At 55.8% G+C, this 25,460-nt stretch carries 25 protein-coding genes; 11 read left to right on the forward strand and 14 right to left on the reverse strand.

The features are described from left to right. Positions 1-3: 3 nt before the first annotated feature. Genes E6C51_RS06265 through E6C51_RS06275 form a run of 3 tightly spaced genes read left to right on the forward strand, consistent with a single transcriptional unit; the run spans position 4 to position 2,525 of the window. Positions 4-507: a GNAT family N-acetyltransferase gene (locus E6C51_RS06265; RefSeq protein WP_190235356.1), complete on the forward strand. Its 504-nt coding sequence runs from the start codon at positions 4-6 to the stop codon at positions 505-507. Positions 508-543: 36 nt separating this feature from the next. Next, a complete protein-coding gene (locus tag E6C51_RS06270) occupies positions 544-1,524 on the forward strand; it encodes a small ribosomal subunit Rsm22 family protein (RefSeq protein ID WP_190235357.1) in 981 nt (326 codons plus the stop codon). Continuing rightward, entirely contained in the window at positions 1,524-2,525 is a 1,002-nt protein-coding gene (locus E6C51_RS06275; protein ID WP_210234988.1) for a DUF2891 domain-containing protein, read from the forward strand. Before E6C51_RS06270 ends, E6C51_RS06275 begins: the two co-directional genes overlap by 1 nt. 4 nt (positions 2,526-2,529) lie before the next feature. Here E6C51_RS06275 and E6C51_RS06280 read toward each other — a convergent pair whose 3' ends face one another. Beyond that, positions 2,530-2,952 (reverse strand): DUF2000 family protein, encoded by a 423-nt coding sequence (locus tag E6C51_RS06280; protein WP_190235358.1) that lies wholly within the window; start codon positions 2,950-2,952, stop codon positions 2,530-2,532. Between E6C51_RS06280 and E6C51_RS06285 the strand changes: the two genes are divergently transcribed. Further along, positions 2,951-3,847 carry an AraC family transcriptional regulator gene (locus E6C51_RS06285; RefSeq protein ID WP_190235359.1) on the forward strand — a complete coding sequence of 299 codons (897 nt, stop codon included), beginning with the start codon at positions 2,951-2,953 and terminating at the stop codon, positions 3,845-3,847. The two genes, E6C51_RS06280 and E6C51_RS06285, sit on opposite strands and share 2 nt — an antisense overlap. Positions 3,848-3,874: 27 nt before the next feature. Here the strand turns inward: E6C51_RS06285 and E6C51_RS06290 are convergent, their stop codons facing one another. Then, positions 3,875-5,248, reverse strand: a complete 1,374-nt coding sequence (locus E6C51_RS06290; RefSeq protein ID WP_190235360.1) for an Nramp family divalent metal transporter — start codon at positions 5,246-5,248, stop codon at positions 3,875-3,877. Between the two features lie 191 nt (positions 5,249-5,439). Between E6C51_RS06290 and mntR the strand changes: the two genes are divergently transcribed. After that, positions 5,440-5,913 carry a manganese-binding transcriptional regulator MntR gene (mntR, locus tag E6C51_RS06295; RefSeq protein WP_146928681.1) on the forward strand — a complete coding sequence of 158 codons (474 nt, stop codon included), beginning with the start codon at positions 5,440-5,442 and terminating at the stop codon, positions 5,911-5,913. Here mntR and ppx read toward each other — a convergent pair whose 3' ends face one another. From ppx to E6C51_RS06315, 4 genes are all read right to left on the reverse strand, one after another. Further along, positions 5,914-7,437, reverse strand: coding sequence for an exopolyphosphatase (gene ppx / locus E6C51_RS06300; RefSeq protein ID WP_190235361.1), 1,524 nt, complete (start codon positions 7,435-7,437; stop codon positions 5,914-5,916). A gap of 11 nt (positions 7,438-7,448) precedes the next feature. After that, entirely contained in the window at positions 7,449-9,641 is a 2,193-nt protein-coding gene (locus tag E6C51_RS06305; RefSeq protein WP_190235362.1) for an RNA degradosome polyphosphate kinase, read from the reverse strand. A 126-nt stretch (positions 9,642-9,767) separates the two neighbouring features. Beyond that, a complete protein-coding gene (hdaA, locus tag E6C51_RS06310) occupies positions 9,768-10,475 on the reverse strand; it encodes a DnaA regulatory inactivator HdaA (protein ID WP_190235363.1) in 708 nt (235 codons plus the stop codon). Continuing rightward, on the reverse strand, positions 10,476-11,639 hold the full coding sequence (locus E6C51_RS06315; RefSeq protein WP_190235364.1) for an AI-2E family transporter: 1,164 nt from the start codon (positions 11,637-11,639) through the stop codon (positions 10,476-10,478). 271 nt (positions 11,640-11,910) lie between these two features. Here E6C51_RS06315 and purM point away from each other — a divergent pair, with 271 nt between their 5' ends. Together purM and purN are read left to right on the forward strand one after the other, a co-directional pair. Beyond that, on the forward strand, positions 11,911-12,984 hold the full coding sequence (purM, locus tag E6C51_RS06320; protein ID WP_190235365.1) for a phosphoribosylformylglycinamidine cyclo-ligase: 1,074 nt from the start codon (positions 11,911-11,913) through the stop codon (positions 12,982-12,984). Continuing rightward, a complete protein-coding gene (gene purN, locus E6C51_RS06325) occupies positions 12,981-13,637 on the forward strand; it encodes a phosphoribosylglycinamide formyltransferase (protein WP_190235366.1) in 657 nt (218 codons plus the stop codon). Before purM ends, purN begins: the two co-directional genes overlap by 4 nt. On the opposite strand, the gene E6C51_RS06330 is transcribed toward purN, so the two are convergent. The 7 genes from E6C51_RS06330 to E6C51_RS06360 form a co-directional block, all read right to left on the reverse strand. Further along, positions 13,627-14,406: a sulfite exporter TauE/SafE family protein gene (locus E6C51_RS06330; RefSeq protein ID WP_190235367.1), complete on the reverse strand. Its 780-nt coding sequence runs from the start codon at positions 14,404-14,406 to the stop codon at positions 13,627-13,629. The two genes, purN and E6C51_RS06330, sit on opposite strands and share 11 nt — an antisense overlap. Continuing rightward, the gene (locus E6C51_RS06335) at positions 14,406-14,837 is read right to left on the reverse strand and encodes a YeeE/YedE family protein (RefSeq protein ID WP_190235368.1); all 432 of its coding nucleotides are present in this window, start codon (positions 14,835-14,837) and stop codon (positions 14,406-14,408) included. The genes E6C51_RS06330 and E6C51_RS06335 overlap by 1 nt, the downstream gene beginning before the upstream one ends. Then, complete coding sequence (locus tag E6C51_RS06340; RefSeq protein ID WP_190235369.1) at positions 14,834-15,241, reverse strand: YeeE/YedE family protein; 408 nt, start codon at positions 15,239-15,241, stop codon at positions 14,834-14,836. The genes E6C51_RS06335 and E6C51_RS06340 overlap by 4 nt, the downstream gene beginning before the upstream one ends. After that, positions 15,238-15,579, reverse strand: a complete 342-nt coding sequence (bigR, locus tag E6C51_RS06345; RefSeq protein WP_190235370.1) for a sulfite-sensing transcriptional repressor BigR — start codon at positions 15,577-15,579, stop codon at positions 15,238-15,240. Before bigR ends, E6C51_RS06340 begins: the two co-directional genes overlap by 4 nt. Next, on the reverse strand, positions 15,573-16,859 hold the full coding sequence (gene blh, locus E6C51_RS06350; RefSeq protein WP_190235371.1) for a bifunctional sulfur transferase/dioxygenase Blh: 1,287 nt from the start codon (positions 16,857-16,859) through the stop codon (positions 15,573-15,575). The genes bigR and blh overlap by 7 nt, the downstream gene beginning before the upstream one ends. 154 nt (positions 16,860-17,013) lie before the next feature. Beyond that, a complete protein-coding gene (locus E6C51_RS06355; RefSeq protein WP_190235372.1) occupies positions 17,014-17,604 on the reverse strand; it encodes an NUDIX domain-containing protein in 591 nt (196 codons plus the stop codon). Next, a complete protein-coding gene (locus tag E6C51_RS06360; protein WP_190235373.1) occupies positions 17,601-19,721 on the reverse strand; it encodes a molybdopterin-containing oxidoreductase family protein in 2,121 nt (706 codons plus the stop codon). The genes E6C51_RS06355 and E6C51_RS06360 overlap by 4 nt, the downstream gene beginning before the upstream one ends. Positions 19,722-19,787: 66 nt before the next feature. Between E6C51_RS06360 and E6C51_RS06365 the strand changes: the two genes are divergently transcribed. Both E6C51_RS06365 and E6C51_RS06370 read left to right on the forward strand, forming a co-directional pair. Beyond that, complete coding sequence (locus E6C51_RS06365) at positions 19,788-20,639, forward strand: 23S rRNA (adenine(2030)-N(6))-methyltransferase RlmJ (RefSeq protein ID WP_146928641.1); 852 nt, start codon at positions 19,788-19,790, stop codon at positions 20,637-20,639. Between the two features lie 29 nt (positions 20,640-20,668). Further along, complete coding sequence (locus E6C51_RS06370) at positions 20,669-21,265, forward strand: glutathione S-transferase (RefSeq protein ID WP_146928638.1); 597 nt, start codon at positions 20,669-20,671, stop codon at positions 21,263-21,265. A gap of 197 nt (positions 21,266-21,462) precedes the next feature. On the opposite strand, the gene E6C51_RS06375 is transcribed toward E6C51_RS06370, so the two are convergent. After that, positions 21,463-22,101, reverse strand: a complete 639-nt coding sequence (locus tag E6C51_RS06375) for an outer membrane protein (protein WP_146928635.1) — start codon at positions 22,099-22,101, stop codon at positions 21,463-21,465. Positions 22,102-22,466: 365 nt separating this feature from the next. Here E6C51_RS06375 and E6C51_RS06380 point away from each other — a divergent pair, with 365 nt between their 5' ends. Next, entirely contained in the window at positions 22,467-23,234 is a 768-nt protein-coding gene (locus E6C51_RS06380) for an SDR family oxidoreductase (RefSeq protein WP_190235374.1), read from the forward strand. Next, positions 23,231-25,258, forward strand: coding sequence for an excinuclease ABC subunit UvrC (gene uvrC / locus E6C51_RS06385; protein ID WP_146928630.1), 2,028 nt, complete (start codon positions 23,231-23,233; stop codon positions 25,256-25,258). The genes E6C51_RS06380 and uvrC overlap by 4 nt, the downstream gene beginning before the upstream one ends. Positions 25,259-25,460: the final 202 nt, after the last annotated feature.

Consider the following 25,460-nt stretch of genomic DNA (forward strand, 5'->3'; position numbering starts at 1 on the left):
GCAATGCGGCTTCGCCAAGCCAGCATTGCTGACATCCCCTTTCTGATGTCAACGGAGCGCCAGCCGGGCTATGACCGGCTGGTGGGACGCTTTACCGAGCAGGAGCATATTGCCAATCTTGCAGATAACACCGCCGCCTATCAGATTGCCGTGAATGATGATGGAATCGGGCTGGGATTCGTTTTCTTTCGAACGCTCGATGATGTGCACAACAACATCTATATCAAACGGGTTATTGTGGCCTCGCCCGATCAGGGTGTCGGAACTGCGATGTTGCGGCTGGCGCTGAACTGGGCTTTTTCAGAGACCGGGGCGCAGCGCATCTGGCTCACCCATCTGCCGGAAAACCTGCGGGCGCGCGCCCTTTATACCAAACTCGGCTTTCAACACGAAGGCGTTTTGCGCCACGCCTATAGAAAGCTAGACGGCACGCGCGGCGATCTGATGCAGATGTCCTTGCTGAAACCGGAGTGGGACGCACTCGTCAAAGCACAAGAACATCTGTAACGCTGCCACTCTCTCGACCCAACCGGATTTTTGCCCGTGGAATTGCCAGCCCTTCTGAGAACTGCCGTTGATCGTATGCTGGAAAACCAGCCGCTTGCCCCGTTGATGAAAGCGCAAGAGCGGCTTTCCAAGCGCTACAGGGGCGAAGTGCGCGATGGCACCTTGCATTTGAGCGATGATCTGGCGGCCAAGGCTTACCTGGCCGCACGCCTGCCAGCCACCTTTGCCGCCGTGCGTTCCGCCATGGAAAGTGTTGCCGAAATCGCATCCGATTTCACACCAAACAGCCTGATTGATCTGGGTGCTGGCCCCGGCACCGCGCTTTGGGCGGCAAGCGACTGCTGGCCGGATTTGGAAAAGGCCACCTTGGTAGAGGCAAGCCCTGCCATTCGCAGTGTTGGGCAAGAGCTGGCAAAAGCGCTCTCAATCGACTGTCAGTGGCAGGCGGGCGATATTGTCAAGCAAATGCCAGACTTTGCGCCTGCCGATCTTGTGACACTGGCCTATGTGCTGGATGAATTGCCCATTGATGCCGTGGCCAACATCACCCAAAAGCTCTGGGCCATGACGGCAGGCACCATCATCATCATCGAGCCGGGCACGCCTGCGGGTTGGCAGCGGATTGTAACCGCAAGGCAGGCGTTGCTTGCGGCTGGTGCCCATCTGATTGCGCCCTGCCCCCACCAACAGGACTGTCCGATTGTCAGCCCGGATTGGTGTCATTTTTCCCGCCGGGTGGCACGTTCAAAAGTGCACAAACAGGTCAAGCATGGCGATGTGCCATGGGAAGATGAAAAATACATCTTTATCGCGGCCTCGCGCCAGCCGGTTGAGCTTTCCGGTGCGCGGGTTCTTTCGCCGCCCCGCCTTGCCAGCGGCATGGCACGCCTAAAACTCTGTCGCACCGATGGTCGTGTGGAAGAAACCACCATCAGCCGCCGCGATGGTGATCTGTTCAAGGCTGCCCGCCGTGCCGATTGGGGCGATCACATTGATTGGGACGCAAGGAGCCGATAATGCCGATGCTTGATCAGGATACCGCCCAGCGCTTTGCGAACATCGCTCTTGGGCATGTGCGCCAAGAATTTCCCAACCACATCATGCATGTGTTTGAGGGGGTGGAAGACGGTGTTCGTCCCTCGTCGCTGCATCCGGTGTTTTACGGCAGTTTTGACTGGCATTCCTGCGTGCATGGCTATTGGATGCTGGCGCGTCTGCTGCGGCTCCATCCCGATATGCCTGCCGCCGCCTCCATTCGCCAATTGTTTGATGATATGCTGGTGCCGGATAAAATCGCGAGCGAATGCGCTTACTTCGACAGGCCAAGCGCGCGCGGCTATGAGCGCCCTTACGGCTGGGGATGGCTGTTGAAACTGGCGGCCGAATTGATCGATCATGAAACACCAGCCTGGAGCGAGGCGCTGGCACCGCTAACCGAGCGTATTAAAGCGCGCTTTCAGGCCTTCTTGCCGCTTGCGACCTATCCGGTGCGGGTGGGCACCCACTATAACACCGCTTTTGCCCTTCGCCTTGCCGCAGATTATGCTTCAAGCAGCGACGATGCAGATCTCCTCACCTTGCTGCAAACCACAGCCAGCCGCTGGTATGGGGCAGACCGCGATTGCACAGCCTGGGGCGAACCGTCCGGCGATGAATTTCTATCCTCCAGCCTGATGGAAGCAGAATGCATGCGCAGGCTCATGCCATCCGATGCATTTGAGCCATGGTTTTCAAACTTCATGCCTTCCCTTGGCATAGCCGAACTCGACCATTTGATGCAGCCTGCCAGCGTATCAGACCGCAGCGACGGCAAGATTGCCCATCTGGATGGCTTGAACCTCAGCCGCGCCTGGTGCTTTGCGGCCCTCGCAAACGCCTTGCCGGAACCAGACCTGCGCCGCCGCCTCATGCAGCAGGCCGCCAGCACCCATCTGGAGGCTGGCCTTACCCATGTGGCAGGCGATTATATGGGTGAGCATTGGCTGGCAAGTTTTGCGGTGCTGGCGTTGACGACCTGACCGCTCAAGGGTGCATTTTCGCTCCCTTGGTGATCTTGTCGGCAATTTTCTTATCGGTGCGCAAGGCAATGCCGACAATATTGGCGGTGTCTGGATCATACTGGGCAAAGACTGCGCGATTGGCGGCATCATGCCCGGTGGCAAACATCTCTTCGATATAGAGAGAGGCGCTCACCTCACGTTGCAAGGCGCGTTTGAGAATGGTTCTCAACGTTTCAAGATCGGCCGACAACACCACAATCGGCTGCACACAAAGCGGAAGATAGCTGTTTTCGGCCGCATCGCGATAGGTCTCGCCGATCAGATTGGGGGTTGCGCCAACGATGCCGCTGGTCAAAAAAGCGGTGACGTTCAATTTTTGCCAAAATAGAATATCATCGCGCAGAACAATCACGAACTTACTGTCAAAAACAACGGCATCATGCATGGGCAACTCCAATCAAGGTCTTAATCATGCCAAGGTCTTAGCGACTGCCGCGCAGCCCGGTCTTGAACGTTTGTGCAAGCCACCCGAAAACCGGTTTCAAACCGGAACCAGCGTTCGCGGCATCGAGCGCATAGAAGCTCGATTTACTGGCACGATGTTTGCGCCTCACCGCCATGATACCTATGCGCTTGGGCTCACCCTGTCGGGTATCCAGACATTTCATTATCGTGGAGAACAGCGCTTTAGCGCCGCTGGCAATATCATTATCCTGCACCCTGATGAGCTGCATGACGGGGCGGCTGGCACCGAGGCGGGCCTGATCTATCGCATGCTCTATCTGCCGCCGCAGCTGATTCATGAGGCGGCAGAACGTCACGGACAGGCCCTGCCCTTCGTGCGCGCACCGGTCATTCGTGATCAGGCTTTGGCGGCAGCGCTCTATGAGGCGCTTCACGATCTCTCGGCCTCGCCCGAAGACCTTGAAATGGACGATCTGCAAATGCGCCTCGCAGCGGGACTTTATCGCAACAGCGGAGCCAAAACGCAATCGAACAGCTTGATTGATGCCGCAGCCGTGCGCCGCGTTGCTGAATTCCTCCACGACAATATCAGCGAGAGCGTTTCCTCAAGCCAGCTGGAGGCCATCAGCGGGATGGATCGCTTCGCATTGTCGCGGCATTTTCGCCGCTATATGGGCACAAGCCCGCATCGCTTTCAAATCATGCGCAGGCTTCAGCATGCCCGCAGCCTGCTTATGCAAGGCAATATCAGCCTGGCAGAGGTCGCTTTTTCGTCGGGCTTTGCCGATCAGCCGCATTTTACGCGACACTTCAAGTCAACCTATGGGCTGGCACCGGGCCAATGGCTGTCGCTCTTTCAACAGCATCGGGCATGAAAACGCACACCCGATGCCGATCAACCGTCATGCAAAGCCTTGAAACGTATCCCACAGCAGCTTGAAGTTCAGCACCAGAATGATTGTGGCGATCAGCCAGGCCAGAACCTTGACCCATGGTGCGATAACAAAAGCGCCCATCTTGCGCTTGTCACTGACGAATTGCACCAACGGGATGACGGCGAAGGGTAGCTGCATGGAAAGCACCACCTGACTAAGCACCAGCAGTTCGGCCGTACCCTTATTGCCGTAAATCCACGTAACAACAACAACAGGCACAATGGCGATGCAGCGGGTGATCAGTCGCCGTACCCAATTGGGAATCCGAAGACGCAAGAATCCTTCCATGACGATCTGGCCTGCCAATGTGGCGGTAACCGTCGAGTTGATGCCCGATGCCAAAAGCGCCACGGCAAACAAAGTGGAGGCAAAGCCAAAGCCCAAAAGCGGGGCCAACAATTCATGAGCTTGCTCGATCTCGGCGACATCGGTGCGGCCAGAGGCATGAAACACCGAGGCAGCCAGAATGAGAATGGCGGCATTGACGAACAGAGCCAGCATCAGGGCAATCGTGCTATCCACCGTGGCCCATTTGATGGCGTCGCGCTTGCCGACTTCATTGCGCTCATAGGCGCGGGTCTGCACAATGGACGAGTGCAGATAGAGATTATGCGGCATGACAGTGGCACCGATAATGCCAATGGCGACATAGAGCATGGCCGGATTGGTCACCACCTCGGTTGTGGGGATAAATCCGCCCAAGACGGCGGCGATGGGCGGCTGCGCCACAGCAATCTCGACCAGAAAACACAGAGAAATAATGGTGAGCATGGAGATGACGAAGGCTTCAAGAAACCGGAAACCCTTGTTCATCAACAACAGCAAAAGCACGGTATCAAGGGCCGTAATCAGCGCACCACCAATCAAAGGGATGCCAAACAACAGCTGAAGCGCAATGGCCGTGCCAATCACTTCGGCAAGGTCACAGGCAATGATGGCCAATTCACAGGCCAGCCAAAGCGCAATGCGCACCGGTGGCGAATAATGATCGCGGCAGGCCTGCGCCAGATCGCGCCCCGTGGCAATACCAAGCCGGGCTGACAGCGCTTGCAACAGAATGGCCATCAGATTGGAAATCATGATGACGCAGAGCAGCGTGTAGCCAAATTGCGAACCACCCGCGATGTCGGTTGCCCAGTTGCCGGGGTCCATATAGCCGACAGAAATCATATAACCGGGGCCTGCGAAGGCCATCAGTTTGCGAAACCATGAGCCAGCCTTGGGCACAAAAACAGAGGCATGGACTTCGGACAGGCTGGGGCTATCCGCCTCACCTTTTGAGAATTTCCACTCAGGGCTTTGCGTCGTTGCAGCCACAAGCTCTCGCTCAATCTTTGACATTCTCACCACGCTCAGATTTTTTATTGCGATTAATTCGCAACAATCTGCGCCGGTTTTCAACAATATGCAATAGGCTATATTCCATTGCCTTGGCTTTATATGGCGGTGCAATAACGCAGGGACAGTGTGAAATCGGCCTGTTCATCCTGAAAAGGGCTTGATAAACTTCGAAAAAAGCAAGGGAACCCCATTTGACTCGCACACCTCAGCATAAGCGCCGTACAGCACCACTGCCCGATGCCGATGATCATTCAGAAGGCTTCAAGCAGGTGCGCGAAGCCCGCCGCACGGCGCTGGTGGAAGACTATGTGGAGCTTATCTCCGATCTGATTGCCGAAGGGCATGAGGCGCGGCAGGTGGATATTGCCCAACGACTCGGTGTTGCCCAGCCCACGGTTGCCAAAATGCTGGCGCGGCTGACAGAGAGCGGGCTGATCTCGCGCAAGCCCTATCGCGGGGTTTTTCTCACCGACGCCGGACACAAGCTGGCGGCGGAAAGCCGCGAGCGCCATGAAACCGTTGAGGATTTTTTGAAAATGCTTGGTGTGTGCGAAAAGACCGCGCGCATTGATGCCGAAGGTATTGAGCACTATGTCAGCGTCGAAACGCTGGATGCTTTCCGCCGTGCTCTTGCCGACGGAAAGCTTAACCCGCAAAAACCGTGACTATTCTTCAAACCGGAAGGCAAGGCGCTTGCCGGTCAGCTTTGACAATTGCTGCAAACGCCCATCCAGTCGCTCACCGATAAAATCGTGAAATTGTTTTGGCACCACAAATTCCAGATCAAGATCGGTGCGGTTTGAACGCTCAAAACCCAGGTGATCGACAACACCGGGCATGGACGCCGAAAACAGATAGACGACCCGCAAAAGACCACCCAGAAGCTTGGCCCGATCCAGCAATCTTTGCGTGGCAATGGCCGCCAGCGGTCCGGTCTGGCCATCATCATGCAGACCTTCAAAGCGGTAGTAATTGCTGAGCGCAATGAAGGCGCGGCCGGGATGGGTAATGCCAACAAAAGACGAATGGGCAATCAGGTTCAGCGCCTGTGGTCCACGATAATCGGGATGGGCGCGCCAGCTGATATCGGCCAGCAAGCAGGCCGCCTGACGATAACGCGCTTCTTCTTCCGTCTCAACCACATCAAAAAACGGCATCATCTTGCCGGTCCAGCGTGCCAGCTCGCGGGCATGTTCAGGAGAGCGGGCGCGCAAAATGGCCAGCTCGTCTGCCGCTTCCACCAGTGGATCAAGATTTTGATCCTCCTTGGAGAGCATGGAATAGAGATAGCCTTCGCGCACCCCTTGGGCCGAGAAGCAAATGCGGCTGGGGCGCATGACCTCCAACACTTCGCGCAGCGCTACTGCCCCATAAGGAATAAGCGCGCGACGGTTTTTAGACACCCTTTGCCAGGCTGGCAATTTTGCGCAATTGCCGGAGATGATCTCATCCAGAAACTGCATCATCTCGGTGGTTTCCACCTCATAACCCTGCATCATATGCAAGGGATAATCGCGGATTTCCATATGCAGTTTGGCAATATTGCGCCAGGTGCCACCAACGGCGTAAAATGTGCGCCCCTGCCCTTTTTTCAAAAGGGCTGCTGATTTAATCTGCTTGCGGGTAAAAGCACGAGCTTTTTCCAGCGAGCCTTCCGACAATTCAGAAAGACGCAATCCGCCGAGCGGCAAGGTCATGCCGGTGCCGACGTCTTTGCCCTTGATGTCCACCAGCTCCAGCGAACCACCGCCAAGATCACCGGCAATACCATCAGGATCGTGAAAACCGCTGACAATGCCAAGCGCCGAATAGAGCGCTTCCTGCTCGCCCGACAACACCTCGATCTTGTGATCGAGAATGCGTTCAGCTTCAGCGATAAATGCGGGTCCGTTGGCGGCTTCACGGGCGGCAGCCGTTGCCAAAACATGCATGGATACGGCCCGCGCCTGAAGGGACAATGCATGAAAACGCCGAAGGGCAGCAAGCGCGCGCTCAACCCCTTCGTGATCCATACTGCCGGTCATGGCCAGACCTTTGCCAAGCCCGCAAAGCACTTTCTCATTGAAGAGAATGGCTGGCGCGCGCGACAGACCTTCGTAGATCACCAGACGGATTGAATTTGAGCCAATATCAACGACGGAAACAGGGGCAATACCGGGCAACCGCCCCTGAGCTTCTGATTGAGTCATGCAGATCCAGTTTAGCTTTTGCGGCCGGAAACAACCCCAGCAATCAATTTTGGCGCACTTGACTTCAAGGACTCACCACGCCCGGATAGGCTTGGATTGGTCATGAAATAGTGCTGTGCGTTGAAAGGCTCTTCCCCTTCACGCACATCAATACGCCGTGACGTTCCATCGGGCAATATCTCGTAGCTCTGCTGGTTGTCAATCAGATTGCCCAGCATAATCTGCGATAGAACCTGCTCATGCACAGTGGGGTTGACCAAAGGCACCAGCGTTTCGACGCGGCGATCAAGATTGCGCGGCATCATGTCGGCAGAACCAATATAGACCAGCGCATGTTCTGATGGCAGGCGATGGCCATTGCCAAAGCAGAAAATGCGACTGTGCTCCAGAAAACGGCCAATGATGGACTTCACCCGGATATTATCGGAGAGACCCGGCACTTGCGGACGCAGGCAGCAAATGCCGCGAATAACCAGATCCACTTCCACGCCCGCGCTACTTGCCCGGTAAAGCGCATCAATGATTTCCGGGTCCACCAGCGAGTTCATCTTCATCCAAATACCCGCAGGCTTGCCCGCCTTGGCCGCCGCCGTTTCTTCTTCGATATGCTTGAGAATGCGCGAACGCATGGTGTAGGGCGACACCGCCAGTTTCATGTTTTCTTCCGGCTCACCATAGCCGGTGATGAAGTTGAACACATTTGCCATGTCATGGGCAATCTTCGGATTGCAGGTAAAGAACGACAGGTCGGTGTAAATCTTGGCGGTGATGGGGTGATAATTGCCGGTGCCGAGGTGGCAGTAGGTGCGAAGCTTGCCGTCTTCACGGCGCACCACCATCGACATTTTCGCGTGCGTCTTCAGCTCGATAAAGCCAAACACCACCTGTACACCGGCGCGCTCCAAGTCGCGCGCCCAACGAATATTGGCTTCTTCATCAAAGCGGGCTTTCAGCTCCACCAGCGCCGTCACCGATTTGCCAGCATCCGCCGCGTCAATCAGCGCCCGAACAATCGGGCTATTGTTCGAGGTACGATAGAGCGTCTGCTTGATGGCAAGCACGTCAGGGTCGCGGGCCGCCTGAATAAGGAACTGCACCACCACGTCAAAGCTTTCATAGGGATGGTGAACCACCATATCCTTTTCGCGGATGGCGGCGAGGCAATCACCGGCATGCTCGCGCACGCGCTCGGGAAATCGGGCATTATAAGGCTCAAACCGCAGATCATCGCGCGGGGCCTTGGTGATTTCCGACATGGTGTTGAGCGCCAGAAGACCCGGCAAAACCGCCACACGGTTATCCGGCACACCAAGCTGCTCGACCACGAACTGGCGCAACGCCACCGGCATCTCCGAGTCGGTCTCAATACGGATCACCGAGCCGCGACGGCGGCGTTTCAAGGCTGTCTCGAAGAACCGTACCAGATCTTCGGCCTCTTCTTCCACTTCCAGATCGCTATCGCGAATGATGCGGAATGTGCCGTAGCCTTTCACTTCATAGCCGGGATAGAGCCTGTGAATGAACAGGCCCACCACGTCTTCAAGGGTGATGTAGCGAATGGTGGTGTTGTCATCGGGCAGGCGCACAAAGCGATCCAGCGCAGGCGGCAAGCGCAAAAGCGCCGTCATTGGCTCATTTCCGCGCAGGCTTTTCAGCTGCAAGCCCATGGAAAAGCCGAGATTGGGAATGAACGGAAACGGATGGGCCGGATCAATCGACAGCGGCGTCAGAACCGGGAAAATCGACTGTTCGAACTCACTCTCAAGCCATTTGCGATCTTCGTCTGAAAGAGCGGCGGCGCGCACAATCAAAATCTCTTCCTTGGCGAGATATTGCTGCAACACGGCCAAGGATGCCTGCTGCTCCATCTGCAAATTGTCGATTTCTTTGAGAATATCTTCCAATTGCTCGGCGGGGGTACGGCCATCGGGGCTTTTGATCATGATGCCCTGACGCACCTGACCTTCGAGGCCCGCCACGCGCACCATGAAAAACTCATCCAGATTGGCCGCCGAAATCGACAGAAAGCGAACACGCTCCAACAGCGGATGGGCGGTATTGAGCGTTTCCTCCAAAACACGGCGATTAAATTGAAGCCAGGAGAATTCACGGTTGATGAAACGGTGCGGGCTGGTCATCAGATCTTCACGGGCGATTTCCTCTCCCGCCAAGGTTACGTTCTCATCCAATGTCACCGATTCCATAATTTCCCGCCTTTATTTTCAACGCCTTCCGGCGATTTATAACAATATGACGACGCGACTGTGACAGTGGCTAAAATTGGCATTGCTCAATTGAGCAAACACCGACGCAACCGTCTTTTCAAAGCGCTAACCTCTTGCACTTGCCAACGCATCCAGCACTTCTGCCGCCAAGGTGCGCGAGATCTTTGATCGGCGCGCAAGCGCCAACTGATCCAACTGCTCCACCACCTCCTGCGCGGTGGCCAAAGATCGCTCCATCCGCTGTACAATATAATCGACAATCCGCTCATCAATGGCCAATTGCCGATCTGCGAACAGTTTGACGATAACCTGTGACAGCAATATCTCATCCGGCTCGCCAATTTCCACAAGGGTTGCGGCTTTCAGGCGTGAACGCAGATCGGGCAGCTGCACATTCCAAGACAGCGGCCAGCTGCGCGAGGTCATCAACAGGCTTTGGCCATTCTGTTTGACGCTGTTGATGACGTGGAAAAGCTCCACCTCATCAAAACCCGCCCGGTCGGCATCTTCAAACAACACAGGGCCAAGACCTGCCACCACAGAGGCATCGCTGCCGGTTGTGGGCAGAATATCCCTGGCTCCGCTTTGCTGACGCCAGATTTCGGCCAGATGCGATTTTCCAGAGCCTTGCGGCCCGGTCAAAATCACCACAGGGGCTGGCCAATGGGGCCATGCGTCCACAATGGCAACAGCCGCCGCCAAGCGGTCGGACACCAGAAGATCATCCCGGCTGGAGGCCGAATGATGGTTGAAGACGAGTGGCAGCTGCTCGCCGGATTTGCGACGCCCTGCCACCTTGATACTATCCGTCATTTACATCTCTGAAATTGCAGGAGAGGAAGCCTCTGGAATAGATGGTGGGCTTTGATCATCTATCACGCTTGCCGGTTCTCCATAGTACAGGTCGCTGTTAAGATACCGCCGGACAGCGAAACGAACAAGCACACCAACGGCTGCTGCACAGGGAACTGCCACCAGTACCCCCAGAAAACCGAAGAGCACACCAAAAGCAAACAGTGCAAACATCAGCCAGACGGGATGCAGGCCAACACTTTGCCCCACCAGCTTCGGCTGAAGCACATTGCCTTCAAGGAACTGCCCGGTGAAGAAAATCACGGCGGTGATAATCACCCATATATAATCGGGCCAAAATTGCACCAGCGCCATGCCGATTGCCAGGATCAGCCCAACTGTTGAGCCGACATAGGGGATAAAGCTGATCATGCCGGTGAAAAAGCCGATCAACAGGCCAAAATTCAGCCCGATCAACGACAGACCCACCGCATAATAAATGCCAAGGATCAGGCAAAGCGAACCTTGGCCGCGCACAAAACCGGCAATGGTGCGGTTCATCTCGGTGGCAATTTCCCGCACAGCCCCCACTTGATTGCGCGGAACAAGGCTGTCCAACCGCGCAATCATCCGGTCCCAATCGAGCAGCAGATAAAAAGCAACAACCGGCGTCACCACCAAAAGCGAGAGAATGTCCAACAGCGCCTTGCCGGAATTCCACAGCTGAGACAACAGCGTGCCAATAAAGCCCGCCCCTTCGGCGAGATATTTGGAAAAATTATCCTTGATCGTCGCCATCTGGCTGCTGATCTGGCTTTCCAGCCAATTGGGAATCCATGATGCATTGGATCTGGCAATCGCCTGCTGCAATTGCGTGACATAATCGGGCAGTTTGTTGATGAAGTCATTGAGCTGGTTGACCAGAATGGGAATGACGATCACCAGCGCCACGGCAAAGACCACCACAAAGGAGATCAGGATCAGGCTTGTTGCCATCAAGCGTGACAGGCCAAAACGCTCCAGACGATCCGCCACAGGATCGAGAAAATAGGCCAGCGCCATGCCCGCCACAAAGGGCAGCAGGATGGAGCTGAAGGTCAGCAGAAAAATGACAACAACGGCCAGAGTTCCCAGACCAAAAAGCACCTGACGCCACAAAACAGAGCCACTGACACGTGTATTCATCGTGTTATCCTTCATCCCTGCTTCTGAGGCTGACTTCAAATGATTGATTGTGAAAATGAGATAGGGTGGAGATCTGCCAGGGGTCAAGATGCAAGGCCTCGCAAATGTCAGCCAAATCAATTTATAGCGGGAATACGACGAAAAAGCGGGGGTTTCCTGCGCTAACGCTTGCATCGCGACCGCGCTCATGCCATGGCGGGCAAAATGAACCCCAAAAGCCCTCAATAAACGGCCCCACTTGCGTAGGCCCCAGTTCAGTGGAGAATGACGGATGAGCCAGTCTGGGAAAAATGGTCTGACCTATAGCGATGCAGGCGTTGATATTGATGCTGGCAACCTGATGGTGGAGAAGATCAAGCCTGCCGTAAAGTCCACCCGCCGCCCCGGTGCCGATGGCGAAATTGGCGGCTTTGGCGGTTTGTTTGATTTGAAAGCCGCGGGCTTTAGCGATCCTATTCTGGTGGCCGCCAATGATGGTGTTGGCACCAAGCTGAAAATCGCCATTGATGCGGGCCTGCATGACACGGTGGGCATTGACCTCGTGGCCATGTGCGTCAACGATCTGGTGGTTCAAGGTGCAGAACCTCTGCTGTTTCTGGATTACTATGCCACCGGCAAGCTGGACCCCGATCAGGGTGCTGCCATTGTTGGCGGCATCGCCGCTGGCTGCCTTGAGGCTGGCTGCGCGCTGATTGGCGGTGAAACCGCTGAAATGCCCGGCATGTATTCTGGTGGCGATTATGATCTGGCCGGTTTTGCCGTGGGGGCTGCCGAGCGCGGCCAATTGTTGCCCGCTGGCGACATTGCCGAGGGCGATGTTATTTTGGGCTTGGCCTCGTCTGGCGTTCACTCCAACGGCTTTTCGCTGGTGCGCAAGATTGTTGAACTGTCCGGCCTTGGCTGGGATGCGCCAGCCCCCTTTGCAGACGGCAAGACATTGGGCGCGGCTCTTTTGACCCCGACCCGCATTTACGTGAAGCCGCTGTTAAAGGCAATCCGCGAAACCAAGGCTTTGAAGGCGCTGGCCCATATAACCGGCGGTGGTTTCCCCGAAAATATTCCGCGCGTACTGCCCAAGCACTTGGCGGCTGAAATTGATCTCGCCTCCATCTCGGTGCCAGCCGTATTCTCCTGGCTTGCCAAGACAGGTGGTGTTGCTCAAAACGAAATGCTGCGCACCTTTAACTGTGGCGTTGGCATGATTGTGGTGGTTTCTGCCGAAAACGCTGATAAGGTCACAACCGTGCTTGAGGCTGAAGGCGAAAAAGTTGCGCGTCTGGGCCGCATGATTGCCCGCAGCGAGGGTGCACCGGGCACGGTTTACAAGGGAACGCTCGGTCTATGAGCCAGCCTCGCAAGCGCGTTGCCGTTTTGATTTCTGGCGGTGGCTCCAACATGGTGGCCCTTGCCAAAGCCTGTGAGGCGGCTGATTTTCCGGCCGAAATCGTGGCGGTGTTTTCTGATAAGCCTGACGCGGCTGGATTGCAGAAAGCCCAGGCCATGGGCATTGCAACGGCTGCTTTTGCCCGCAAGGATTATGCCAGCAAGGATGCGCATGAGGCTGCGATTTTAGCAGCGCTTGATGCCGTGAAGCCTGATCTTGTGTGTCTCGCGGGTTATATGCGGCTGCTGTCGGGCGATTTTATTCGCCCCTATCAGGGTCGTATTCTCAATATTCATCCGTCGCTTTTGCCGCTGTTTCCCGGTCTTCACACCCACCAGCGGGCGCTGGATGCGGGTATGAAGATTGCTGGATGCACCGTGCATTTTGTCACGGAAGGCATGGATGAAGGCCCGGTGATTGCGCAGGCCGTGGTGCCGATTTTGCCCTTTGATAGCGCCGATGATCTTGCCGCCCGCACACTCACAGTCGAGCACCGCACCTATCCGCTGGCGCTCAAGCTGGTGGCTGAAGGACAGGTGGCGATGGGAGCCGATGGGCGCGTTAAACAAACCGGCTCAGCCACCGATGCCAATGATAGATTGATCAGCGCGTAAGAAGTACGCCCAAACTGCGGTAGATCACATAGGCGGCAACCACAAAAATCATGACTGCGAAAATGCGGTTCAGCGTGTTTTTGTGAGCCGCCAAGCGTGTCGAGACCAAGGTTCCGACAATGCCGCCCAGCACACCGCCCGTAATAAACTCAGCCGCCAGCGTCCAATCCACCAGACCGGAGAGCGAATAATTGATCGCGGTTGCTAAGCCAAAGGCGGCCACGGCCAAAAGCGATGTACCCACCGCATTGATCATCGGCATGCCGGTTGCCAAGATCAGCCCCGGCACAATCAAAAATCCGCCGCCAATGCCAAAAAAGCCCGATGCAGCACCAGCCAAAAGCGCGACAACGGCGGTCTTAACACACATTTTCAGATCAACTGGCAGAGGGCCATTGGCTTGCACCGCGCGCGGACGCAGCATCAAAACCCCGACCACCACCATCAACAGACCAAACAGCAAGACCAGCTTGGAACCATCCATGGCTTTGCCCAGCGATGAACCCGCCAGCGCCCCCAGAACACCAAGGCCCGCGAACACGATTCCGCAGCGCCAGCGCACATTGCCCTTATAGGCATGATTGGCAAAGTTGATGATAGCATTGGCAGACACCGCCAATGCGCCGGTGCCAATGGCAATATGCGGCTGCGCCACGCCAACCACATAGAGCAGCAGGGGTGTGGCCAAAATAGAGCCGCCGCCGCCAAGCAAGCCCAGCGTAAAGCCCACCAGACTGCCAGAGCCAAGGGCTGAGATCAGCGTATTCATCAGACTTTTCCCGCTTTAAGCCGGTCATGCACCAGCATACCCACCACCATGGCCACAATGAACAGCAACACCGTGCCGTAGCCCATGGGCGCGGCTGCAATGGCCGGGCCAGGACAGAAGCCGCCAAGCCCCCAGCCAATGCCGAAAATGGCAGAGCCAAGCACCAACGGCGTATCAATCCGGGTTTTGGTTGGCATGTTGAAGTCTTCCGCCAGCACCGGCTTTGCCATTTTCCGCACCCCGACCATTCCGGCAAAGGCAACCACCACGGCACCACCGAGCACAAACATCAAGCTTGGGTCCCAAGCGCCAAACACATCCAGAAAGCCCTGCACACGGGCGGGGTCCAACATGCCGGAGAGCGACAGGCCAAGCCCGAAGAGTGCGCCGCAGCCGAGCGCTGCCAAAACCTGTGACACTATCGTTTTCATAGGCTGCCTCTTAACAGTGTGACGGTGATGATACCGGTGGTGAGAAAGGTGATGACCGCAACAAAAGAGCGGGGCGACAGCCGGGCAAGACCCATGACACCGTGACCGCTGGTGCAGCCAGAGCCCATGCGAGAGCCAAACCCCACCAAAAGCCCGGCAAGCATAGCGATGGGCAGCGTGGCGGTGATGGTAACGGCGGGCCAATGGCCAAAGATTGCGAGATAAAGGAATGTTCCCAGCACCAAGCCAAGGGCAAAGGCACCGTTGATCCAGGGTGCACGCCCTGCGGCCAACTGCCCCACAATGCCGCTGATACCGGCAATGCGGCCTGTGAGAACGAGAAACAGAATGCAGGACAGGCCGATCAGCATGCCGCCAACGAGTGATGGAAGATAGTGCATCATGATGGCATATCCTGCGCGCAAAAAATGGTGAAAAGGGCCGCAATCAAGTGCTTGGTTTTGGCCTCGGTCAGGGCGTAGAAAATCTGCTTGCCCTCGCGCCGGGTTTGCACAATGCCAGCGTCGCGCAGCACGGTGAGCTGCTGTGATAGATTGGGCTGGTGAATATCCAGCCTTTCTTCAAGCTCGCCGACCGAATATTCGCGCTCCACCAGGGTACACACCAGCATCAGCCGCATGGGATGGGCCAGAACCTTCAGATGCCCGGCCACCTCGGTGGCGCGGACTTCCATGGCCTCGGGCGTCATGCTGGATTTCATCTGCTCAAAGGCATCTACCATGCTGCGCCCTCCAGTGCGTTCAACGGGATTTTGAGATAGCGGCGGCCATTGGCTTCCGGCTCTGGCAGACGCCCTCCCCGGATATTGACCTGAAGCGCATGAAGGATAAGCTTTGGCATTGGCAAAGTCCGATCACGTGCTTCACGCACAGACACAAAGCTTTGTTCTGTCATGCCAGCAATATGGGCATTGGCCGATTTTTGTTCAGCAACCGTGCTTTCCCAGCGCGGCGCGCGGCCACCGGGCTGATAATCATGGCCGGTGAAAATGCGGGTGTCATCGGGCAAAGCCATCAACGCTTCGATCGACTTCCACAAGATGCGGGCGCTGCCGCCGGGAAAATCCGCTCTTGCCGAACCGCTATCGGGCATGAAAATTGTGTCATGCACAAACGCGGCATCGCCAATCACGTAAGTGATGGAAGCCAATGTGTGGCCGGGAGAGAACATCACCTTGGCATCAATGGAGCCCAGTTTGAAGGTATCACCCGGTTTGAACAGACGGTTCCACTGCGAACCATCGGCTTGAAGCTCAGGCCAATTATACAACCCTTTCCAAAGGGTCTGCACATCCACCACATGATCGCCAATGGCGGTCGGTGCCCCGGTTTTGCCGTGCAGATAATGGGCGGCGGAAAAATGATCGGCATGGGGATGGGTGTCGAGAATCCACTCAATGGTCAGATTTTTTGCGGCAACATAGGCAAGGATGCGATCCGCATTTTCGGTTGAGGTCTGGCCGGATTTTTCATCATAGTCCAGCACGGCATCGATAATCGCGCATTTGCCGGTATCGGGATCAGACACGACATATTGCACGCTCCATGTGCGCGGATCGAAAAAGCCCTTCACCTGCGGCCTTTGGGCGGCGCGCTTTTGCAGCCAGGCAACAGCGGCGGAGAGATCAGCGCCGTGCTGCTCGCCAAACGCCAGAACCTCACCGACCTGCATATTGCCCTCAAGCACTTCACCCAGAACATGAAGCGTCAAGGCGCGCGTGCCGGTGCGGCAATGGGCAAAGACTGGCTCAGGGCCGGATGTCGCGGTGCGGAACGCCTCAACATCGGCCTCGGTGATGCTGCTCATGGTCACCGGAATGAAATGATAGGCCAAACCGGCATCACTTGCCGCATTGCGCTCGGCATGATTGCCGGGTGCGCCCTCTTCTCCATCCGGGCGCAGATTGATCAACGCCTTGAAGCCCAAGGATGGAAGCTTTGAAATGTCATCGACACTTGGTTGACTGGAAATCGTCAAACGTTCCGTGATGCTGTTGGACATGGTCGCATTCCTCATAAGCAATATACATTCTTATATATCGTATATTGTTTATGTTTTCAAGCGCGCAAATCCTCTGCGTCGCAATGTCGCGACGCAAAGCAAATTCAGAGGATCGTGCGTGGAGAAGAGCGTGCAGCTTATCGGCTACGTAAAATCAGTCAGCCATGCCGTTCAGTGCGGCCCATTGCAGCAGCATAATGGTTTTGGCATCAACGATTTCACCCGTTGCAATCATCGCCAAGGCAGAGCCAAGCGGCAATTCCAGCACTTCCAGATCTTCGTGCTCGTCTTCCAACCCGCCACCGTCAGCCAGTTTTTGCGCATCGCTGATCTCGGCAACGAAAAAGTGGATCTTTTCGCTCACAGCCCCTGGCGACATATAGGCGGCAAACAAAAAGCGTGGCGATGTGATGGTGTAGCCGGTTTCTTCCAGCACTTCGCGGCAGGCCGTATCTTCTGCCTCGCCACTGTCAATCAGGCCCGCAGGCGCTTCCAGCAAAAACGGTGCATCACCCATGAGATGGGCCGGTGCACGAAACTGGCGCACCAGCACCGTGGTTTTCTTTTGTCGATCATAAAGCAAAACCGCAACCGCAGGCTTACGCTCCAGCACTTCGCGCTTGAACGTGGAACGCTTGCCACTGCTATCGGTATAGTCATATTCCAGCCCATGCAGATGGCTCCAGCCTTTCCACAGCGGCTTGTCCTCAATCAGCTTCACAACCGTTTTGTCAAACTTGCTCATATTGTGGCTTTCCTCAGCCAGACTTTATTATCGTGGAAGGCAGCACCACCATGGGGGGCTGGCGCATCGGCACCGGTCAGCACGTTAATGCCCTCGCCATCCAGATGGGCCTTGTTGGGCCACAGCCCTTCTGCCACCAGCACACCGGGCTTGACGGCATCGGTCACCCGCGCATGAATGCGCAAACGCCCGCGCCCATTGCCGATCTGCACCACATCGCCCTGCGCAATCATCAAGCGCTCGGCATCGGCCGGATTGATCATCACCTCAGGCCGACCTTCCTTATCGCGAGAGGTTTTGGTCTCGGCAAAGGTTGAGTTGAGGAAATTGCGGGCTGGTGATGTTGCCAAACGGAACGGATGCTCCGCATCCGCCACTTCAATCACATCAACCTGATCGGGAAACACCGGCAATTGCGCCACCGGACCAAAAGAGCCCAGCACGGCTGGCGGCTTGTTGGGCGCAGGCGTGCCGGTCCAATCGGGCTTGAAGCGGAATTTGCCATCGGGATGGGCAAAGCCATTGAGATAATGGGCCTCTTCAAACGGCGGCTGGCAATCGAGCCATTTCTCCGTTTCAAAAAAGGCAAAATCCGGCTTGCCGCTGGCCGCCATCATCCGATCAATATGCTCGCGCTCACTCAGGCCAAAGCCCGGATAATCGGCAACGCCCAGCCGCTTGGCCAGTTCTTCAATGACAAACAGGTTGGTGCGCACGGTTTCTGGTGGCTCCACCAGCTTTGGCCCCAGCAGAATATGGCTCTGGCCGCCGCCGCGATAAATATCATCATGCTCAACAAACATGGTGGCGGGCAGCACAACATCCGCAAGCTCTGCCGTCTCGGTCATGAAATGCTCATGCACCGCCACAAACAGATCATCGCGCAAAAAGCCCTGTTTCACCAGCCGCTGCTCTGGTGCCACATTGACCGGATTGGTGTTTTGAATGAGCATGGCCGTCACCGGACCACGGTGGCGCAGTGCTTCCGCATCGCCCGTCAACACCCGACCAATTTGTGATTGGTCCAGCATGCGAATATCGGGATCAGCGTAAGCCGTACCCATCAATTCGCTTTTGTTGAACTTGAAAATATCGCTGTTGGAGTGAAAAGCGCCGCCGCCCTCATATTGCCATGACCCCAGCACCGTTGCCAGTGACAGCGCCGCATGCATGGAGACCGCGCCGTTGCGGCTGCGGGTAAAACCATAACCAAGGCGGAAGTAGCTCTTCTTTGTCTCGCCCACCAGCTTGGCAAAGGCCTCGATCTCATCCACCGACAGGCCGGTGATGGAGGCTGCCCATTCCGGCGTCTTATTCTTCAGATGCGCTTCCAGCCCGGCCGGATCATCGGCAAATTTTGCCATATAGGCGCGGTCCGCCGTGCCATCGCGAAAGGCGATATGCATGGCAGCGCAGGCCAAGGCGGCATCGGTACCGGGGCGCAAAATCAGCGCCATATCGGCCTGTTTCATCGTCGGGTTATCGTAGACGTCGATCACCACGATTTTTGCACCGCGGTTCTTCTTGGCCGCCACCGCATGGGTCATGACATTGACCTGCGTTGCCACCGCATTGGTGCCCCAGATCACCACGCAATCGGACAGGGCCATTTCGCGTGGGTCTGGACCGCGCAAGGTGCCGGTGCCCATGACATAGCCAGTCCAGGCCAGATTGGTGCAGATGGAGCCAAAGAAGCCGGAATATTTTTTGGCGTGGCGCAGACGCTCAATCGAATCACGCTGCACCTGCCCCATGGTGCCCGCGTAAAAATAGGGCCAGATTGCCTCGCTGCCGTGGGCCTGCTCGGCCTTGATGAAAGCGTTGGCGATCTCATCAAGAGCGTCGTCCCAAGCAATTTCCTGCCACTGCCCTGCCCCTTTTGCGCCTGCGCGCCGCTTGGGCGTCAAAAGGCGATCCGGGTGGTAAAGCCGCTCGCTATAGCGGGCAACCTTGGCACAGATGACGCCAGCTGTGTAGCTATTGTCTTTTGCGCCGCGCACCCGGCCAATTCGACCATCCTCGGTCAAATCAACCTCAAGTGCGCATGTGGATGGACAGTCATGCGGACAAGCCGTATGACCAAGGCTACGTTTTTGGATGGGGCTCGCTATGTTCATGCTGCTGTTATAGGCCAAGGATGAAACCTCCAAAAGGCCCATCAAAAGAAATCATCGGAATCATCAATGAATTACCGCCACATCTATCATGCAGGCAATTTCGCGGACGTGCTGAAACACGCCGTTCTGGCTCGGCTGATTGTCTATCTGCAACAGAAGGACAAAGCCTTTCGGGTGCTGGACACCCATGCGGGCATTGGCCTTTATGACCTTTCCTCCGTTGAAGCCCAAAAAACCGGCGAATGGCTGAACGGCATTGGCAAGCTTTTGGATGCGGACCTGCCAGCCAAAGTGGTAGAGATTCTCAAACCCTATCTTGATGTGGTCCGCGCGCTGAACCCGGATGGGCCGATCACCCGCTATCCCGGCTCACCAAAGCTTGCCCGCGACCTGTTTCGCCCGCAAGATCGGCTCTCGGCCATGGAGCTGCACCCGGATGATTACCGCGCGCTGGCAAGACTGTTTGAGGGCGATTATCAGGCGCGCATCACCGAGCTGGATGGCTGGCTGTCTTTAGGTGCCCACATGCCACCCAAGGAAAAGCGCGGCATTGTGCTGGTAGACCCGCCGTTTGAGCTGGAAGGCGAATATCAACGGCTGGTGGATGGTCTTGAGCGCGCCTATCGCCGCTTTGCCACCGGGGTCTATTGCCTGTGGTATCCGATCAAAAAGGGTGCGCCGATTGCGGCTTTTCATGAGGCCCTGAAAGAAACCGGCATACCGAAAATGCTATGTGCAGAACTGCATGTGAAAAGCGATCGCGACACAACGGGCCTTTCGGGCACCGGCCTGATCATCGTCAACCCACCCTTTACACTGAAAGATGAGTTGCATGCGCTGCTGCCGGAGTTAAAGCGGATATTGGCAGAAGACCGTTATGCCTCGCAACGCTGTTTTTGGCTGCGTGGTGAGGAATGATCCCATTATAATCTGTTAGGACCATGATCATGAAACTGCTTTATTCCCCAGCCTCCCCCTATTCCGCCAAGGTTCGCATGGCCGCCAACCACCTCGGCATCAAGCTTGAGGAAATCAAGGTGGATACCAGCGCCAACCCGCCTGAGCTTGTCAACAACAACCCGCTTGGCAAAATCCCGACCTTGATCACCGATGAGGGCCAGGCGATTTATGACAGCCGCGCCATCATGCAATATCTCAACCGCATCTCAGACGGCGCTCTCTATCCCAACAAGGACGAGAAGCGCACCGAGGTGGAGGTGCTGGAAGCGCTGTGCGACGGCATTACCGATTGCCTGCTCGCGATTGTTTATGAGAAGCGCTTTCATCCACCGGAAAAAGTCCATCAGCCGATCATTGATCGCCAGTGGGAAAAGGTGACCCGTGGCTTGGCCCATCTGGAGGCCAATATGCCCAAAACCGGCAAAAAGCTGAATGGCGGACATTTCGCACTGGCCGGAATGCTGGGCTATCTGATGCTGCGCTTTCCCGGCGAATGGGAAAATGGCCATGTACAGCTCGCGGCCTGGCCTGCCGTGTTTGCAGAGAAATTCAAGAACTACGCGGTTCTTCGACCACAGGCTTAAAATCACTGATAAAAAAAGCCCGGCGAAACCGGGCTTTTTCATAAAAACGCTACAGTCCGTTCAAGAATTGTCTTTGGTGTGGCGAAAATGGTGATTTCGAGAACCGGAGCGGAGCGTACTTAACGTACGTGAGCACCGGAAGCGCAGAAATTGCCATTTGCAGCCGACCAACGGCGATTTTGGGATGGACTGTCAGATTAAAACTTCATACCCAGACCCACCTTGACGCTCTGGTCGTCAAAGCCGCGGCGAACAGTGGTGTTGCCAACGTTATAGTTCTTGTTCTGGTAATCGGTGTAGCGATATTCGATGCGGGTGGTGATGTTGTTGGTCACCATGGCTTCAACGCCAGCACCGACTGTCATGCCGTAAGCCGCCTTGCTGTCGGAACCGTTCGGGCCAGCCATCTTGGTGTTTGCAGCAGCAACACCGGCTGTGCCGTAAAGCAGAACAGGGTTCAGGTCATAGCCAACCCGGCCACGGATCGATCCATTGATGCCCTGACGACCCTTGAGGTTATCGCCGGCATTGCCGTCATAACCGCTGTAGTTGATATCAGCTTCCGGGCCATAAACGATCTTGTCGTTCTGCATGTTGTAGCCGCCATAAAGACCGCCACCGAATGCACGGGCGTTGAAGTCATTGCCCTGGAAACGACCCATGTTGTAATCGCCTGTGCCGCCGATATAGGCACCCGACCAGTTGCTTGGTGCAGCCACCGGATCCATTGCTGCTGGCGCTTCTGGAATTTGCATCACGGCATCTGCGGCATTGGCTGCGGAAATCATCGAGAAACCAGCAGCAGAAGCCAGCAAAATCAAAGTGAGGTTACGCATAAAAATTCTCCTATTGACATTGAACTGTTGGCGACTGTGTCGTCTCACGCAGTTCAAATAACTTGCACGGATGTCCCTGCCCGTCTCGAAGCTTAAAATGCTCTCGAATTGCGGAAATGGAAGAGCCGAATTGTGAAATATTTGAGGCAAATACGAGTCAAATTTTAGATGTTGCCTATTTGCAATAGGCAATTCATTAACCTTACTAAATGGTAAATGCCAATTTGGGAATTTATATTTCAATATTACTTAAATCTCCCTCAAGTCATCGAATGTTGATCCTGTGGAAAATTAAAGTTCCGCGACCTTTTATAGCCGCGCTATTGCCATATATGAAGCAAGACGAACAACAGTTGGAGCAATACATGCCCGCATACCATGGAAAAGCAGCCCTGATTACCGGATCGGCCAAACGCCTGGGCCGTGCCATTGCCGAGGATCTGGCCGCTCATGGTTTTGCCGTGGCTATTCATGCCAATTCATCTTTATCAGAGGCAGAAGCGCTGGCTTCGACAATCCGGGCCGCAGGCGGCAAGGCTGTTGCCCTGCAAGCAGACCTGCGCAACAGTGATGAAACAAAAGAGCTGGTGGCAAGGGCCGCCGCCGAACTTGGACCACTTGATCTTCTGGTCAACAATGCCTCTATCTTTCTGGATGATGAGGCAAACCAATTTGATGAAGAGCGCTTTGACGCGCATTTTGATATTCACGTGCGTGCGCCAGCCATTTTAAGTGCTGCCTTTTACCATCAGGCACCGGCCAATAATGCTGGCCTGATTGTCAATATCATTGATCAACGGGTTCTGGCGCTGAAACCGACCTTCTTTTCCTATACGCTGTCCAAATCCACCCTGTGGACTGCCACGCAAACCATGGCACAGGCATTTGCGCCGCGAATCAGGGTCAATGCCATTGGCCCCGGCCCGACGCTGAAGAGTGAGCGACAGGATATGCGTGATTTTCAGGCGCAGATTGCCACCCTGCCCCTGAAACGCGGACCACAGACCACAGAATTCGGCCAGACCATTCGCTTTCTTTTTGACACCCCGTCCATCACCGGCCAAATGTTTGCGCTTGATGGCGGCCAGCACCTGATTTGGCCCGGAGCCGATGGCACGGAGATTGCGGAATGAACAGAGGAAAGCGGTCGGAAGGCGGCATTCTCTACGACGAACCCGATATGGATGACGATGACAGCGCCTTGGAAGGCGATGTCTCGGTGCCTGTGCCTGCAATAGAATGGAATGAGACCGAGTTGCACGGCAGCGGGTTGACGGGTGCCGAATTGATTGGCGAATTTGTCAAAAAACTGCCCAACACCCCCGGTGTTTACCGCATGATGAATGCGGATGGTGATGTGCTGTACGTCGGCAAGGCAAGAAGCCTGAAAAAGCGCGTAAGCGCTTACGCCCAGGGGCGGGTGCATTCCAATCGGCTGTTTCGCATGGTGCGCGAGACAGCCCATATGGAATTCGTCAACACCCGCACCGAGGTGGAAGCTCTGCTGCTGGAAGCCAACCTGATCAAGCGCATGCGCCCGCGCTACAATGTGCTTTTGCGCGACGACAAGAGCTTCCCCTATATCCTGATTACCAATGATGGCCTGGCCCCGGCGCTGTACAAACATCGCGGTGCGCGGGTGGGCAAGGGCGATTATTTCGGCCCCTTCGCCTCTGGCACGGCGGTCAACCGCACCATCAATTCGCTCCAGCGCGCCTTTTTGCTGCGCACCTGCACCGATAGCGTGTTTGAAAGCCGCACGCGCCCCTGTCTGCTCTATCAAATCAAGCGCTGTTCGGGGCCTTGCACCCATGAAATCAGCGAGCAAGGCTATGCCGGGCTGGTGAAGGAAGCCAAGGATTTTCTCTCTGGCAAGAGCCAGAACGTCAAGGCATCCATGGCGCAGGCCATGAACGAGGCCGCGGAAGAGCTGGATTTCGAGCGCGCCGCCGTGCTGCGGGATCGCCTCACCGGGCTTTCTTATGTGCAAAGCCATCAGGGCCTCAACACTGCCGGTGTGGAAGAAGCGGATATTTTTGCCATCCACCATGAGGGTGGCCTGACCTGTATTCAGGTGTTCTTTTTCCGCACAGGGCAGAACTGGGGCAACCGCGCCTACTTCCCCAAGGCCGATCCGCAAATGAGCGAAGCGGAAGTGTTCACGGCATTTTTGGCACAGTTTTACGACAACAAGCCCAGCCCTCGGCAAATCCTGCTCTCAGAGGCTATCGACGAGATGGATTTGCTGGCCCAGGCCCTCTCGGAAAAAGCCGGATACAAGGTTTCGATTCTTGTGCCACAGCGAGGCGACAAGAAGGATCTGGTCACTCACGTGCATGACAATGCGCGCGAGGCCCATGGCCGCAAGCTGGCCGAAACCTCTTCGCAGATGAAACTGCTGAAGGGCATGGCCGAGACCTTCTCCCTGCCCTATGTGCCGCGCCGGATCGAGATCTACGACAACTCGCATATCATGGGCACCAATGCCGTGGGTTGTATGGTGGTGGCTGGCGCGGACGGCTTTATCAAATCGCAATATCGCAAGTTCAACATCAAATCACCCGACATCACCCCCGGTGATGACTTTGGCATGATGCGTGAGGTGATGACCCGGCGCTTTACCAAGCTGCTGAAAGATGTGGGCAAGCCCGACCGCAGCACGCCGCCCGATGATCTGGAAGACGCAAGCTTTCCGGCATGGCCAGATGTTTTGCTGATCGATGGTGGGCAAGGCCAGATGACGGCGGTGCGCGCCATTCTCGACGAGTTGGATATTGCCGATAGCGTGATTGCCATTGGTGTTGCCAAAGGCGTGGACCGTGACGCGGGCCGCGAGCGCTTTTTTGTAGAAGGCAAGCCGGACTTTGCCCTGCCCCCACGCGATCCGGTGCTCTATTTTGTTCAGCGTCTGCGCGACGAAGCCCACCGCTTTGCGATTGGCACCCACCGCGCCAAACGCAGCAAGTCTTTCTTGAAAAATCCGCTGGATGAAATCGCCGGTATTGGCCCAACCCGCAAACGCGCACTGCTTCAGCATTTTGGCACCGCCAAGGCGGTGTCCAAGGCGGCCATGAGCGAATTGATGAGCGTGGAGGGTATTTCCGAGGCAACAGCCAAGCTGATTTACAATCATTTTAACGAGAGTGGGTCGGAATAATGTTTTTTAATCCTGCTTCGTCCAAGAATGGCCTTTTCCATCATGGTATTCTAGCCTATCGGCTTAAGTATGTTGATGACGCAATCGCGATACGCAATTGAAGCAATCACATGCTACTGCATAATTCCTTACATCGGAATCGATGTAAGGTAAAAATTATGCAGCAGATAAAAAGTGCTACAGCGTCCTTTGTGCGCCATAT

It is taken from the genome of Gillisella terrae, from assembly GCF_004801395.1.
GTDB classification, from domain to species: Bacteria; Pseudomonadota; Alphaproteobacteria; order Rhizobiales; family Rhizobiaceae; genus Allorhizobium; species Allorhizobium terrae.